The following is a 15,836-nucleotide window of genomic DNA, read 5'->3' as shown; positions in this document are numbered from 1 at the left end:
AATCATTTACATAGAGTTCTGTTTTATACCTCACATCTCGGTACTTTTTGCTTGCTGATTTTATATCTTAAAGTACCATAGGTATATTGGATCAATCTCTCCTTACCATTAGCTAACAGAGAAGCGTTTACATGGATACAACACTACTATTTTTTATTGGTACAGCTTTTACTTTTGGTATGATTATTAACTTTATCGGCTTACCGCCAATGATTGGTTTTCTATTAGCTGGTTTTGCGCTTAATTTATGGGGGTTTGAATCTAGTGAAGGATTAATTGCCATTGCCAACTTAGGGGTAACCTTACTACTTTTCACGATTGGTCTGAAACTCGACCTCCGGACCCTATTTAAAGCAGAGGTTTGGGGGGGAGCAAGCATACATATAGCTGCGTGTATTATTTTTTATACCCTACTCTTATTTGCATTAAAACAAATCCAGTTTTCCTTTTTTTCTGAATTAAATATCTATGGGCTATTACTTATCTCATTTGCGTTAAGTTTTTCCAGTACCGTTTTTGCAGTGAAAATATTAGAAGAAAAAAGCGAAACTAACTCGTTGTATGGACGCATCGCCATTGGCATCTTGATTATGCAAGATATTTTTGCGGTGTTATTTTTATCTATATCTGTCGCCAAGATCCCTTCCATTTGGGCCTTAGCATTATGTGCATTGCCACTTATCCGGCCCCTTTTATTCAAATTATTAGATCGTGCGGGTCACGGGGAGTTATTAGTACTATATGGTTTTTTCCTGGCATTAGTTGTGGGCGCAGGTTTATTTGAATCTGTCGGAATGAAAGCCGATTTAGGGGCTTTAATTGCCGGGATGCTATTAGCGGCCCACCCAAGTGCGAAGAACATGGCCAATGCATTATTTAATCTTAAGGAGCTCTTTTTAATTTGCTTCTTTTTAACGATAGGTCTAGGCGGTTTGCCTCATCTTGATCATGTAATGATTGCAGGCATCTTATCTTTATTGCTTTTAGTGAAAATAGCCCTTTATTTTCTCACCCTGACCAAATTTAAACTTCGTTCGCGCACCGCCCTATTTGCTTCATTTTCCTTAGCTAATTATAGTGAATTTGGATTAATCGTAGCGTCTCTAGCTACCTATAAAGGTTGGCTCAGTCAGGATTGGCTCATTATTACCGCGATTGCAGTTTCATTAAGTTTTATTATCGCATCCATACTCAATAAGTATGGTGATCAAATTTATAGCCGATATACACTTTCCTTGAAACGTTTTCAATCTACTCGCTTACATAAAGACGATCGTCCAGTTCGTGTTGGCGATGCGCAAATTTTAGTGATGGGAATGGGGCGGATTGGAACCGTGCTTACGATGCGTTAAAATTAACCTTTGGTGAACGGGTAATGGGCATCGATTATAACCACCAAACTACGCTACAACATAGAAACTTAGGGCGTCGAGTCATTACGGGTGATGCCATTGACTCCGATTTTTGGAACAAACTCCAGCTTACTGACAATATAAAATTAATTTTATTAACTATGCCTAATCATAATGGTAACCATTTTGCCGCAGAACAACTGAAAAAAATCAACAGCGATAGTTTTAAAGTTGCTGCAATAGCTCATTTTAAAGAGGATCAGCAGGATCTCTATGACCTTGGTGTAAGCCCTGTTTACAATATGTATGAAGAAGCTGGATCAGGTTTTGCTCGGCATGTTTGTTCTGAACTGAAACTGATTTTGAATAAAAGTCACTATAAACATGAATTATGAAATGAAATAAAAGCGTTTAGCGATGATTTATAGTGAAAATACTCTGATTTAGTGTGACTTTTATTGATTATTCTGCAAAAATGTTCTACTCATATTTATCAATTTAAATCGTTCTCTTTTTGCTCAACTTGTGCAAATGGAAAAATATTGTTAATACAAAACGAATCATTTTGAATATTCGTTTTCAATAAAAGGTAACGTTATGTGTTCTATTTTTGGTGTGCTCGACATTAAAAGCGATCCCTTCGCCTTGCGCCAACAAGCAATTGAAATGTCTAAACTGCTTCGTCACCGTGGCCCAGATTGGTCTGGAGTCTATTCTTCTGAGAAAGCAATTCTTGTTCATGAGCGTCTTTCTATCGTAGATGTTAATACAGGTGCACAGCCTTTATACAATCAAAATAATACACATATCCTAGCGGTAAATGGCGAAATATATAACCATAAAGATTTAGAAAAAGAGTTAACTTGTGGTTATCAATTTAAAACAAAATCTGATTGTGAAATTATTCTTGGTTTATACGAAGAAAAAGGTAATGCATTTTTAGACGACCTAAATGGTATTTTCGCCTTCTGCTTATATGATGCAGAAAAAGATAGATACTTAATCGGTCGTGACCACATGGGTATCATTCCTCTATATATGGGCTGGGATGAGCATGGTAACTTCTATGTTGCTTCAGAAATGAAAGCATTAACGCCTATTTGTACCAAAGTACAAGAATTCCCTCCAGGTCATTTTCTAGATAGCGAAATTGGTGAATTAACAAAATATTATACTCGTGATTGGATGACTTACGAAGGGGTTAAAGATAATGGCGGCAGCCCAGAAGAGATCGGTGCAGCGTTAGAAGCGTCAGTAAAACGCCAGTTAATGTGTGATGTACCTTATGGTGTATTGCTATCAGGTGGTTTAGACTCTTCAGTTATCTCCGCGGTTACGCAAAAATTTGCTAAGCAACGTGTTGAAGATGATGATCAAACTGGTGCATGGTGGCCTCAACTTCACTCATTTTCAGTGGGTCTAGAGGGTTCACCAGACCTTGCAGCGGCACAAAAAGTAGCTGATTCTCTCGGGACTGTACATCACCCCATTATTTTTACCGTACAAAATGGTATAGATGCATTACGCGAAGTTATTTACCACATTGAAACCTATGATGTAACCACTATCCGCGCTTCAACACCGATGTATTTAATGGCACGTAAAATTAAAGCAATGGGCATCAAAATGGTTCTTTCAGGTGAAGGTGCTGATGAAATATTTGCAGGCTACCTATACTTCCATAAAGCACCAAATGCAAAAGAGCTTCACGAAGAGTTAAACCGTAAACTAAACAAACTACACATGTTTGACTGTCTACGCGCAAACAAATCAATGGCAGCTTGGGGAATTGAAGCACGCGTACCTTTCCTAGATAAAGAGTTCATGGATGTGGCAATGCGTACTAATCCTGAACTAAAAATAATCAAAGATGGGCGTATTGAGAAAAATATCCTTCGTCAAGCATTTGATGGTAAATTACTCGATGAAGTATTATGGCGTCAAAAAGAACAATTCTCTGATGGCGTTGGTTACAACTGGATTGATTCGTTAAAAGAACATATCGAAACACAGGTATCGGATCAACAATTAGCGAATGCTAAATTTAAGTTCCCAATCAATACACCAGATACCAAAGAAGCGTACTTCTACCGTAGCATTTTTGCAGAACACTTCCCACTTGATAGTGCTGCTGAATGTGTACCTCATGGTAAATCTGTCGCCTGTTCAACGGTTGAAGCTTTGGCTTGGGATGAAAGTTTCCTAAAAAATGCGGATCCATCAGGTCGTGCTGCGGGTATCCATAATGATGCTTACCAACAAAAATAGTAATACTATTTATTAAAGAATAAAATAAGCGTTCACGTTGAACGCTTTTTTTTTGAGAAGAAAATGAATGATTTACACGGACAGCCTTGCCCATGTAAAAGTGGTAAAAGCTATCAAACCTGTTGTTTGCCTTTGCATAATAATCAACAACAAGCCAACTCTTGTGAAGCACTTATGCGCTCGCGTTATAGTGCCTTTGTGTTGCAATTAGGCCAGTACCTTTTTACTACCTACCACGCTGATTATCGAGGGAGTCTGACACCTAAGCAACTGGCAGAAAAAACGGTAGAATGGAAAAATTTACAAATTATAGCAACCGAAACATTAACTAACCGAGGTTTTGTCGAGTTTAAAGCTTGGTTTATCGATAATGGGCTATTATCTTGCCACCATGAACGCTCTAATTTTGTTAAAGATCATGAACAATGGCTTTATTGTGATGGAGAGATTTATCCTGAGCAAAAATCAGGTAAGATAGCACGCAATGAGCCCTGCCCATGTGCTAGTGGCAAAAAATTTAAAAAATGTTGCGCTAATTAATAGAGATAAAAATGGAAAAGAAAGTTTTATTAACCGATTGCCCCGATAGCAAAGGTCTGATTGCGCAGATTACCAATATCTGTCAAAAACATCAGCTGAATATTATTAAAAATAATGAGTTTGTAGACCATCAACATGGCCGCTTCTTTATGCGTACTGAGCTTGAAGGATACTTTAACGATCAGACATTACTTGCTGACCTTGACTTTAATTTACCTGCTGGCTCTTACCGCTCATTGGTATCACAAAAACGTAAGCGTATTGTTATTTTAGTAACAAAAGAAGCACACTGCGTGGGTGATATTTTAATGAAAAGCACTTACGGCGGCATTGATGTTGAAGTTGCTGCGGTGATCGGGAATTATGACAAACTGGAAGAATTAGTAAGCAAATTTGATATTCCTTACCACACCATAAGCCATGAAGGTTTATCACGTGAAGAGCATGAACAAAAAGTATTAGATGCGATAGCGCCTTATACTCCTGATTATGTGATTTTAGCTAAATATATGCGCATTTTAACGCCTAAATTTGTTGAACAATATAGTAATAAATTGATTAATATACACCACTCATTTTTACCTGCATTTATCGGTGCGAAACCCTATCAACAAGCATTCGACCGTGGCGTAAAAATTATTGGTGCAACGGCCCATTTTGTTAATAATGACTTAGATGAAGGGCCAATCATCACCCAAGATGTCGCCCATATTGATCATGCTTACAGCGCAGAAGACCTCGCTAAAACAGGGCGAGATGTTGAACGCTCAGTATTAAGTAAAGCCCTACAACAAGTATTAAATGATAAAGTGTTCGTCTACGCAAACCGTACGGTTGTTTTTGAATAGTATGGCAATAAAAGCATTAATAGGTTTTACAATTAACGTCTATTAATGCTTACCCCAATCTTAGCAATACCCTTCTCGACCATTAACGTTATTAGTCCAACCATAAGCCCTACCAATAATTCAGCTAACATCGTCGGCATAAATAATAAATAATCAGCAATAGCATGCACATTGTGCACAAATATGCCTCCGGCAACGAGTAACATAGCTAACGTACCGACAATAGTTAATAGGCGAATAACTTTCGGTAATGCCGCAACAAGTAACTCACCGATAAATTTTAAAAGGTTATTTTTCTGCTCTGCTAACGCTATTAATTTAAAGCCGACATCATCCATGCGAACCAAAAGTGCCACAAAGCCATAAACACCCACTGTCGCCAACAGAGCCACAAATGAAACAACAATAATTTGTAATATTAAAGGCTCTTGCATGACTGTACCGAGGGCTAAAACGATAATTTCAATGGAGAGAATAAAGTCAGTCAGTATCGCTGATTTTATTTTTTTTTGCTTCATAATTCAAAAAATCTTGGTCATCTTCGAGTATGGTGTTGATCGGCCGACTCTCTTTTTTTTGAAGATACTCAAATATTTTCTCTGCACCTTCAAAGGCAAGATATATCCCTCCTACCATTAAAATAGGGATAATCAGCCAATTAGCAAAGGCACTCAATAGAAAAGCAACGGGTAAAATGATCAATTTATTACGTAAAGAGCCCTTCGCTATTGCCCATAACACAGGCAACTCTCTGCTTGAAGAAAATCCAGATGCTTTTTCAGCCCCCACAGCCAAGTCATCACCCAATACACCCGCGGTTTTTTTAGTCGCGACTTTACTCATCATTGCCGCATCATCTAACAAAGCAGCAATATCATCAAACACAGCAAAAAAACCCGTTGCCATTATTCTTCCTCAAAAATATGAAATAGCGCGTAGACCATTCCATTAACCATTACATATAGTTCACTTTAATTGGTTTATTATCTAAATCCAATTCTTGATAGCGATTCATGAGCTCATTTGTAACACCGGTTGAGGTGAATTGAATAGACGAATTGCCTAATGAGGCAGAAAGGCGCTGCTGTGCAACTAAGGATATATTATCAACAATGTCATCACTAAATTCACCTTGCTCAGGGCGAGCTAGCAGTGCTTCATTATGCAATAATTGCTTTAAACGAATTGTACGAAAATGGTTATTATGTAAATCAGCATTCATATTACATGCTTGCTCAAGGGTAACACCTCCGTTAACAAGGGGTTGAGCAGGAGGAAGTTGAAACTGTTGGCGTAACGATGCGGTTGTCTCTAAAGCCACTTCTTTTTTTGCCGCTAAATCAAATTGTGCAAAATCTCTTGCGTCATCGGATAAAAAACTGAGTAACAAATTAAATTTGTCACGCGTGCCATTGTGTACAGCAGCATTTAATTGCTGCCCTAATTGCCACTCATTTATCAATAAATTGTTATCTAGCTGTTTACTATTCATACATTTTCATTGTTTTATCTCCGATATAAAGTGTTATCGGCAACAAACTGATTTTATTTAATGTTTTTTTATTTTTTTAACTTCACATGCCTCTATTATCTGCTATTATTGCCCGCGAAATAACGGAGGGGTTCCCGAGTGGCCAAAGGGAGCAGATTGTAAATCTGCCGCGTAAGCTTCGGTGGTTCGAATCCACCTCCCTCCACCATTTCACTCCCCTGAAAGTCTTTCCCTTCATAGAATATTTGTTTTACTATACAAAGTACGTAAAATAATCGTTTTGCACTACATCCTAGCTTATTATTATCTACAATTAAGTACATTACGCTCATTCTCAAATAAAAGTGAAGATCAATAAACAATGTTTAATTATAAAGACAAAAATATTTTAATTGTTGATGATCAAAAAGCATTCCATATCATGCTGCGTAATATGCTCACTAATCAGGGGGCTAGTGCACAAAAGATTTCCTTTGCTGAAAATGCTGAAGGCGCTGTGAAATTAGCAGAGAAAAAAACTTTTGACCTATTTCTTGTGGATTACAATTTAGGGTCGGGCAAAAATGGCGTACAACTTATTGATTTTCTACGTCAAAAAGAGTTAATCACCAATCATGCAATATGTTTTATTATCACCGGTGATAATAATAAAGGGATGGTACTTACCGCGCTTGAAAAGTCACCCGATGATTATTTAATGAAGCCCTTTTCTCAAACACAACTACTTAATCGACTGCGTAAAGCCGCACAAAAAAAAGAGGTAGTCGTTGATATTTTTGATGCCTTACAAAAACAAGAATATTCACAGGCCATTGCATTATGCAAAGAAAAAATTAATCAAAGCGCTGATTACAGAAAATTATGTAAAGCCCTCTTAGCTGATATCTACATAGAAATAGAGAAATACGAAGATGCAGAACGAATTCTTAAACCGCTCGTAGAAAACAGACCACTAATAAGAGCGAGCATCAGTTTAGGTAAAGCTTATTATTTACAGGATAAGCTATCAGAGGCGATTAATTTATTAAACATAGTAATACAAAATTCCCCCTTACAGATAGAAGCCTATCAGTGGCTATCACGCACCTATAAAAAAAATGGTGAACTAGAGAAAGCGCTAGCAACACTTAGCTATGCTGCTAGTATAACCAATCATAGTATTGAACGGCATCAAGAAGTGGCTATCTTAGCCAATGAAATGAACGAGCATAAACTCGTGATCAGTAGTTATTCGGCGATTTTACAACTGAGTCGTAACTCTTTTTACCCAAATCCTTGTCACCTCGCTAACTATATCCGTTGTATTCTTGAGTATGCTCTTTCCGAAGATGATTTAATTGATCGAAAAATCATTTTAAAACAAGTCAGCTCAGCACTCTACCAAAGCCGTTTTGAAGAGGGGAGAAATAAAGATTTTGACTTCAACTGCTTTGATGAAATTTGCCAATCTAAAGTATTCTTTGCTCTAAATGAACCATTAAAAGCGAAACGGAAATTGCTAAGTACGCTAGAACAAAATGATAAAAAACCTGAAGAATTTGAAACAACTCTATTATGCGAAGCACTTTTTTTCACTATTAGATATCGGTGAGTTTGATTATGCAGCCCCCTTTTTAAAGGAAATTAAACAACGCGATATCATCGATTCAACCATGCAAACAGCAATTAATAAACAAACCGGTAGTGCACTGAAAGCCCGCATGAGTACATTTAAAAAATATAATACATTAGGCATCCAAGCTTTTTCTCAACATCTTTATGAAAGTGCTCTGACTCATTTCAATCAGGCACTGCAACTTGAACCATTGAATTCCGGTGCATTACTTAACTGTATACAGGTGCACCTTGAATTAATCAAAATTGCGAAGGATAACCAGCAGGTCGATTTACTACATCATTGCCAAAAAAATTTCAATTTGCTAAATAATACCCGGCTACCCAGCGAACACGCCAAACGCCAAAAACAGTTACAACAAGAGTTTATGGAAATAAAAGTGATCCGTTAATTAAGATCACAGACTTAATGCAATAACTGTCAATATCGCCGATTAACCTTTCAACTCCGCTAGTTTTATTTTTACCCGCTTCTCTGAAACAGGAAAAGCTGTCCCTAACTGTTGAGCAAAAAGAGAGACTCGCAATTCTTCCATCATCCAGTAAATTTCAGCTAAGTCATGGTTCTCTTTTTCATTACTCATCATTGTTTTACACAATGCCATATAGCGAGCTTCTAATTCATGTAAGGCAATGGTATGTAAACGATCTTGATTAGGGTTAAGCGGTAATTTTTCTAATCGTTTATCTAATGCCTGTAAATATCGTTTTAAATCAGGTAATTTCTTTTCACCTATTTGGCAGGCAAAACCGGGAAAAATAAGTCGCTGTAACTGCGATTTAATATCCCCCTGCGCCACTAACATGGTGAGATCTACCTTACCTTTTAAACGTTTATTAATACCATGTGCCAACGTTAGAATCTGCTCGACTAATTGCGTAATAAGTAAGGTCCGTTCAGCTAATTCAGCGCGTACCAGCTCTTTTTGAATTTCAAACTGCGCTGCCGTTCGAACATTATCTTGTCCCGTTAAAATCGCATCAACAGCACAAGCAATACAGTCATCGATGAGATCTTTAACTTGACCGAATGGGGTAAAGTACAAACCCAACTTCGCTTTATTTGGCAGACTCTGCTGTAAATATTTAATCGGCGAAGGAACATTTAACAAAACTAGGCGTCGTATACCCGCTTGATTAACACGCAACGCTTTTTGTTCATTGTCAAATAACTCAATGGCAACGCTTTTATTTTTATCAACCAAAGCTGGAAACGCTTTTACTTCATAACCTCCATGATCTTTACTAAAAGATCGCGGTAACTTACCAAAGTCCCACTCTACTAAATTACTTTTTTCAATGCCCTGTTTCGAAACTTTCGATAGCGTCTGTTTAACCTCGCCCTTTAATTGATGTTGTAATAACGCCAAATCAGTGCCTAAGGCGACACTTTTACGCTTATCGTCAATAACATTAAACTTCATTTTTAAATGAGTAGCGAGAGCTGAAATGTCCCATGCATCGGCAGGAATTTGTACACCAGTCATGCGCAACAATTGCTTAGCAAAGCTACTGAGCAAATCTCCCTGTAATGGTTGCATCGCGGCTAAGGCTGCCTCCGCATAATTAGGAGCGGGTACAAAATTACGACGTAAGGTTTTAGGTAAAGTTTTAATCAGTGCAATTAACAATTCATTACGCAGTGCGGGAATTTGCCAATCAAAGCCGCTGTTTTGTACTTGATTGAGTAATGCTAAGGGAATATCAACCGTGACCCCATCCTGTGCACTACCAGGTTCAAAGGCATAGCTTAATCGAAATTTAAAATCGCCCTGCTGCCAAAAATCAGGATAAGCATTTATTGTAATATTATCGGCATCGTGCGCCATTAAATCTGCACGTTGATAATCTAATAAATCAGGGTTATTTTTCTTTTCTCGATTCCACCAGCTATCAAACTGTTTGCTACTCGCTACATTATTTGGAATATGTTTATCGTAAAAATAGAACAGCGTTTCATCATCAACTAATATATCGCGACGCCGAGATTTATGCTCTAACTCTTCAATATCATTAAGTAATGCTTGATTTTGGGTAAAAAATTGATGACCCGTGATAAATTCCCCTTCAACCAGTGCATGACGAATAAATAGCTCTCTACAGAGTATCGGGTCAATGTTGGTATAGGTGACTTTTCTTCTCACTACAATGGGTAAGCCATACAAGGTTTGATTCTCAAAGGCCATTACCACGCCTGATTTTTTCTGCCAATGGGGCTCTGAATAACTCCGCTTAATTAAATGCTGTCCCTGCGCTTCGACCCATTCAGGTTTAATACGGGCAATAATACGAGCAAATAACTTTGAGGTTTCAACTAATTCGGCTGACATGATCCATTTGGGTTGTTTTTTAAACAAACTAGACCCAGGAAAAATCAAAAATTTACTGTTGCGCGCGCCTAAATACTCCGCATCCTTATCTTTAAAACCAATATGCGATAATAGCCCTGCTAATAAAGCTTGGTGTATATCATCAAAATTAGCTGGTTGTGAATTTATCTTGATCCCTAATTCATCACTAACCTGCTTAATTTGTGTATAAATATCTTGCCACTCTCTGACACGCATATAAGCTAAAAACTCTTTCTGGCACATATTTCTAAATTGATTACTAGAAAGTTCGCTACGTTGTTCATTAAGGTAATTCCAAAGATTAACAAAGGCGATGTAATCGGAGTCTTTATCATAGAAACGTCGATGCTTTTCGTCGGAAGCCTGCTGTTTATCTAAAGGTCTTTCACGAGGATCTTGGATACTTAATGCAGCACTGATGACCATCACTTCATGAACGCAGCCAAATTCGCTTGCAGCAAGTATCATACGTGCCAAACGCGGATCAACGGGTAATTTGGCTAAATTACGCCCAAGAGGGGTCAATTTTTTACGTGGATCTTTAACCGCGAGATTAACCGCACCTAACTCTTCTAATAGGGTAAAGCCATCTTTAATATTACGATCTTGCGGAGGCTCTACAAAGGGAAACTGATTAATCTCACCAAGGCCAAGCGCCAGCATCTGTAAGATCACTGATGATAGGTTGGTACGTAAAATTTCCGGATCGGTAAATTCAGGGCGAGAAAGGAAATCATCTTCACCATAAAGACGAATACAAACACCATCACTCACACGTCCACAACGACCTTTACGCTGATTGGCACTGGCCTGTGAAATTGGCTCTATGGGTAAGCGCTGCACCTTAGTACGATAACTATAGCGACTGATACGCACCGTTCCCGTATCAATGACATATTTAATACCAGGAATGGTTAATGAGGTTTCCGCAACATTGGTGGCTAATACAATACGTTGACCTCGATGCGACTGAAAAATACGATTTTGTTCGGCAACACTTAAACGTGCAAACAGGGGTAAAACTTCAGTATCGCGCAAATTACGACGATTTAATGCTTCCGCTGTATCACGTATTTCACGTTCACCATTCATAAAAATAAGAATGTCGCCACGTCCCATGCGCTGCAGTTCATCGACGGCGTTGAAAATACCCTCAATTTGATCGCCACCAGCATACTCCTCCAAGGGGCGATATAATGTTTCAACGGGAAAAGTTCGACCAGATACTTCGATAATAGGTGCATGCTGCCCACTTTTATCGACAAAATGATGTGCGAAACGCTCGGGATCGATGGTGGCAGAAGTGATAATAACTTTGAGATCAGGACGACGTGGTAAGAGACGTTTTAAATACCCTAATAAAAAATCGATATTTAAACTACGCTCATGTGCTTCATCGATAATAATAGTGTCATATTGACTGAGAAAGCGGTCATTTTGAATTTCCGCTAACAAAATACCATCGGTCATTAATTTAATATAAGTGTTTTCACTCACTTTATCGGTAAAACGTACTCGATAACCAACGGCTTCGCCTAAGGGAGAATCGAGTTCTTCGGCAATACGGGATGCAACGGTACGCGCTGCTAAACGTCTTGGCTGAGTATGGGCAATTAAACCGCTAACACCACGCCCTAATTCAATGCATATTTTTGGAATTTGGGTGGTTTTACCAGAACCAGTTTCCCCAGCAATGATAACAACTTGATGGTCACGTATCGCCTCTGCTATTTCAGTTTTCTTTTCACAAACGGGCAGATCAGGGTAACTAACTTTTGGCAAATGTTGTAAACGGTAGCTACGTTTATCAATCGAATTTTGTATATCACAGGCAATTTTTGTTAAGGCATTCTCAACTTTGTCTGGGTCACTATTTTTTAGCGCACCATCAATACGGCGAGAGAAACGAAATTGGTCTTTATATAAAGCACTTTTAAGGTGTTTTTTTAAAGTAGAAACGGACATGGTCAAAACAATTACCTAACAACAATCAAAAAAGCGATCCTAACAAGTCACACTGCAAAATGATAGAACTGCTTTTCTATATCACCATGCTAGAAATAGGCTCAATAACGCTCTTAATTAACTTCTGTACAACAGGAGTCTAAAGCGAATAGACTATTATCTTCCTTCGACTTCATCTGTAAAAATACGGAAACTATTTCAGGATTAAAACATGTACCGCTGCGAAGTTTCAACTCAACAAGCGCCTCTTCATCGGAAAGCGCTAATCGATAAGAGCGATCTGAGGTCAAGGCATCCCAAAAATCTGCCACGGATAAAATTTGTGCGATTAGCGGAATCTCTTCGCTTTCCAATCCCATTGGATAACCTTGAGAATCCCAACGCTCATGGTGATATAACACATATTTTGCAAATTTGTTTAACTGTTTAGAATTCCTTAATACTTGGTAACCCCAATAGGAATGATTCTGTATTAACGCATACTCTTTCTCGCAGAGTTTGCCTTTTTTATTTAGGATCTCTTTAGGCACAACGGTTTTGCCTATATCGTGTAAAATACCAGCCCAATAAGTATGTTGGATATCTTCCTCTGATAGCCCTAACTCAATAGCGATACTTCTGCCAAGATTAGCAACATTTTCTGAATGCCCTTTGGTATAAGGGTCATGAATTTCTAACATATTGAGCATAACATCAGCAATTTCATGCTGAAACTCTTCAAGCTCTAAATTGAGATAATCTATTTCAATACTATGTTTTTGTAATTGTGAATACTGCTTTTCAAATTCTATTTCTCTTTCTTTAGTATCAGTGATATCAATAGCGATACCCAACATGGCGAGTTCATCGGAAGAAGCACTTTTGAACGGTATTTTGGTCGTTTGCATGATCTTTACACTACCGTCAAACTCATGATTCTCCTCTTCAGGAATAAACTTCATCCTATTATTATTAATAACCTCTAAATCATCACTTAAGAATGCTTGCACTTCTTCTACAGGATAAGTTCCACTTTTATCGTGTAATTGCAAATGGTTTTTGCCTTCCATTTGCTCTGCTGTTAACCCATAACCAGCAGCCGTTGCTTTATTAACCAATATAAATCTCCCATGTCTATCTTTGGCAAATATTTTATGGGAACAAGGTCGATGATTTGTCGTAATTCACTGTTTTTAGCTTCTATCTGTTTACGGTACGCCTCTTCATTCTTATAAGCATCACAGAGATTATCCAATATTTTGTTAAGCTCAAAATATTGTAAGTTCTCTTGATTTACCTTATTCAAGGGTATTTCATTACTCACATCGAACAAATATTGTAATTTTCGATATACTTTTCTTTTTATATTTATCTGATAAAGCATATAAATAGAAAAGAACAGCGCAAAAAGCAATAGAGCAAATATAGAACTATTTTGGGTTAATTCATTGTGCAATAAAATGAAAAACAACAACCCCAGAATAACGGATGTATAAACCCATTCAACTTGAATATTTTTATTCAATATCTTGGTTAATGAATATTTCATACGACTGTACCCTTTAGCCTTTTAGTCATTACTGCAGTCCCTGCTAAACAGCCAACAAAATGATCTTTTAATTACTTATTGTTTATGATCGCATTAAATAAAGAAATTTGCGAGTCATTGTCATTTAAGCATTTTATATAGTGATATTGATCACCTCCATTAGCTAAAAATAATGCGCGATTTTCAACGGCTAACTCTTCAATGGTCTCTAAACAATCACAGGCAAATGCTGGACTAATAATATCAACTGATTTAACACCAGAACGAGCAAACTCTGCTAATGAGAGGTCAAGATATGGAGTTAACCACTCTTCTCGTCCTACTCTGGATTGATAGCAAAGTTGATATTGCTTATCACGCAATCCTAATGCGGCAACAACTCGCGCAACAGTCCCCTCTACCTGCTGTTGATAAACGTCACCTAGGCTCACATAGCGTTTAGGAATACCGTGAAAGGAGAAAACAAGCAATTCAGCTTGTCCGTGGGTTTGCCAATGATTTTTAATGGAGTCAACTAGCGCTTCAATATATAAAGGATGGTCATGGTAATCATGAATAAATGTGAGTGCGGGAAAGTTAAACTTATTTTTAAAAGCGGCCGCAATTTGATCAAATATCGGCGCGGTAGTTGATACAGAATATTGTGGATATAGAGGTAATACGGTTAGCTCAGTGACCCCTTGTTGAACAAATTTTTCTATTTGAGAAGCAATAGAAGGATTGCCGTAGGTCATTGCATAATCAACCATAATGTTCTGCTGATTTAATTGAAGAGCAAGTTTTTCAGTTTGTCGTTGTGTGTAAAAACGCAATGGCGAACCATCTTTAGTCCAAATACTTTGATATAACTTAGTCACTTTTGCGGTGCGAATTGGAAGAATAATAAAATTAAGCAGAGGTAACCAAAACCAGCGAGGTTGATCAACAACGCGTTTATCCGATAAAAACGCTTTTAAAAACTGCTTAACACCTTTTTTAGTCGGCATTGCAGGCGTACCTAAATTAACCAACAATACAGCACGTCTCTTATCCATATAGACTCCCTTAAGCTATAAAAAAAGGGGCTAAATGCCCCTTCATACGATCTATATATGTAAAGTCAGCAAGGACAATAGTGCCCAGATGCTAGAGATAACATAGAAGTATAGTAATAGAACCGATTAACCAAGGATAGCCGTTAATTCAGCACTGATTGTATCAACGGCTTTAGTGCCATCAAATTTGCAATGCGCACCATTACCCTGTGCGGCTTCATTTTGATAGTAAGCGACAAGAGGCTCAGTTTGCGCATGATAAATATCTAAACGTTTACGTACAGTAGCTTCTTCATCATCAGGTCTAATCACTAAATCATCACCGGTAACATCATCCTTACCTTCAACGGCAGGTGGATTGTAAACGATATGATAGGTACGACCAGAGCCAGAATGAACTCGACGGCCAGCCATACGTTTAACAATTTCTTCATCTGGCACATCAAATTCAAGAACGAAATCAACAATTACACCAGCTGCTTTCATGGCATCTGCCTGAGGAATTGTACGAGGGAAGCCATCTAATAGAAAACCTTTTGCGCAATCAGCTTGTGCAATACGCTCTTTAACTAATCCAATAATTAACTCATCAGAAACAAGTTGCCCTGCATCCATTAGCTCTTTCGCTTTCAGACCAAGTTCAGTACCTGCTTTTGCTGCAGCTCTCAACATATCCCCTGTGGAAATTTGTGGGATCCCGTATTTATCCATTATAAATTGAGCTTGTGTACCTTTACCAGCACCTGGAGCACCTAATAAGATAATGCGCATATTGCATCCTTCATGATTAAAAAATTGAAAAAGAAATTTACACGTTTACGCCTAATTTCTCAAGTTTATAAAT

At 37.9% G+C, this 15,836-nt stretch carries 15 protein-coding genes and 1 tRNA gene; 8 read left to right on the top strand and 8 right to left on the bottom strand.

The genetic code is table 11. The features are described from left to right. Positions 1-131: 131 nt before the first annotated feature. The 5 genes from AB1A03_RS09225 to purU all read left to right on the top strand — a co-directional run bounded on the left by AB1A03_RS09225 (position 132) and on the right by purU (position 5,008). Positions 132-1,352, top strand: coding sequence for a cation:proton antiporter domain-containing protein (locus tag AB1A03_RS09225; protein ID WP_354624385.1), 1,221 nt, complete (start codon positions 132-134; stop codon positions 1,350-1,352). Between the two features lie 23 nt (positions 1,353-1,375). Then, positions 1,376-1,747 carry an NAD-binding protein gene (locus tag AB1A03_RS09220; RefSeq protein WP_354624384.1) on the top strand — a complete coding sequence of 124 codons (372 nt, stop codon included), beginning with the start codon at positions 1,376-1,378 and terminating at the stop codon, positions 1,745-1,747. A 202-nt stretch (positions 1,748-1,949) separates the two neighbouring features. Further along, positions 1,950-3,620: an asparagine synthase B gene (gene asnB / locus AB1A03_RS09215; protein WP_354624383.1), complete on the top strand. Its 1,671-nt coding sequence runs from the start codon at positions 1,950-1,952 to the stop codon at positions 3,618-3,620. Between the two features lie 63 nt (positions 3,621-3,683). Further along, positions 3,684-4,160: a YchJ family protein gene (locus tag AB1A03_RS09210; protein WP_354624382.1), complete on the top strand. Its 477-nt coding sequence runs from the start codon at positions 3,684-3,686 to the stop codon at positions 4,158-4,160. 11 nt (positions 4,161-4,171) lie between these two features. Then, positions 4,172-5,008: a formyltetrahydrofolate deformylase gene (purU, locus tag AB1A03_RS09205; RefSeq protein ID WP_354624381.1), complete on the top strand. Its 837-nt coding sequence runs from the start codon at positions 4,172-4,174 to the stop codon at positions 5,006-5,008. Between the two features lie 32 nt (positions 5,009-5,040). Here the strand turns inward: purU and AB1A03_RS09200 are convergent, their stop codons facing one another. The 3 genes from AB1A03_RS09200 to AB1A03_RS09190 are packed head-to-tail and all read right to left on the bottom strand — an operon-like array spanning position 5,041 to position 6,500. Further along, entirely contained in the window at positions 5,041-5,526 is a 486-nt protein-coding gene (locus AB1A03_RS09200) for a DUF808 family protein (protein ID WP_354624380.1), read from the bottom strand. Then, positions 5,489-5,914, bottom strand: coding sequence for a DUF808 family protein (locus AB1A03_RS09195; protein WP_354624379.1), 426 nt, complete (start codon positions 5,912-5,914; stop codon positions 5,489-5,491). Before AB1A03_RS09195 ends, AB1A03_RS09200 begins: the two co-directional genes overlap by 38 nt. 49 nt (positions 5,915-5,963) lie before the next feature. Beyond that, positions 5,964-6,500 (bottom strand): VC2046/SO_2500 family protein, encoded by a 537-nt coding sequence (locus tag AB1A03_RS09190; protein WP_354624378.1) that lies wholly within the window; start codon positions 6,498-6,500, stop codon positions 5,964-5,966. A gap of 124 nt (positions 6,501-6,624) precedes the next feature. Here AB1A03_RS09190 and AB1A03_RS09185 point away from each other — a divergent pair. The 3 genes from AB1A03_RS09185 (at position 6,625) to AB1A03_RS09175 (ending at position 8,506) form a co-directional block, all read left to right on the top strand. Then, positions 6,625-6,708: transfer RNA gene (locus AB1A03_RS09185), tRNA-Tyr, on the top strand. A gap of 153 nt (positions 6,709-6,861) precedes the next feature. Further along, positions 6,862-8,091 carry a response regulator gene (locus tag AB1A03_RS09180; RefSeq protein ID WP_354624377.1) on the top strand — a complete coding sequence of 410 codons (1,230 nt, stop codon included), beginning with the start codon at positions 6,862-6,864 and terminating at the stop codon, positions 8,089-8,091. After that, a complete protein-coding gene (locus AB1A03_RS09175; RefSeq protein ID WP_354624376.1) occupies positions 8,039-8,506 on the top strand; it encodes a tetratricopeptide repeat protein in 468 nt (155 codons plus the stop codon). Before AB1A03_RS09180 ends, AB1A03_RS09175 begins: the two co-directional genes overlap by 53 nt. Before the next feature lie 42 nt (positions 8,507-8,548). Here the strand turns inward: AB1A03_RS09175 and hrpA are convergent, their stop codons facing one another. The 5 genes from hrpA to adk form a co-directional block, all read right to left on the bottom strand. Beyond that, positions 8,549-12,430, bottom strand: coding sequence for an ATP-dependent RNA helicase HrpA (gene hrpA, locus AB1A03_RS09170; protein WP_354624375.1), 3,882 nt, complete (start codon positions 12,428-12,430; stop codon positions 8,549-8,551). 113 nt (positions 12,431-12,543) lie between these two features. Next, positions 12,544-13,527, bottom strand: a complete 984-nt coding sequence (locus tag AB1A03_RS09165; RefSeq protein WP_354624374.1) for an HD domain-containing phosphohydrolase — start codon at positions 13,525-13,527, stop codon at positions 12,544-12,546. Next, entirely contained in the window at positions 13,491-13,958 is a 468-nt protein-coding gene (locus AB1A03_RS09160) for a hypothetical protein (RefSeq protein ID WP_354624373.1), read from the bottom strand. Before AB1A03_RS09160 ends, AB1A03_RS09165 begins: the two co-directional genes overlap by 37 nt. A gap of 71 nt (positions 13,959-14,029) precedes the next feature. After that, positions 14,030-14,992, bottom strand: a complete 963-nt coding sequence (gene hemH / locus AB1A03_RS09155) for a ferrochelatase (protein WP_354624371.1) — start codon at positions 14,990-14,992, stop codon at positions 14,030-14,032. Positions 14,993-15,118: 126 nt separating this feature from the next. Further along, positions 15,119-15,763: an adenylate kinase gene (gene adk / locus AB1A03_RS09150; RefSeq protein WP_354624369.1), complete on the bottom strand. Its 645-nt coding sequence runs from the start codon at positions 15,761-15,763 to the stop codon at positions 15,119-15,121. Positions 15,764-15,836: the final 73 nt, after the last annotated feature.

Source organism: Psychromonas sp. MME2, from assembly GCF_040566515.1.
Lineage (GTDB): Bacteria > Pseudomonadota > Gammaproteobacteria > Enterobacterales > Psychromonadaceae > Psychromonas.
Note: the sequence above shows the minus strand (reverse complement) of the source record. Positions and strands in the feature narration are given on the sequence as shown.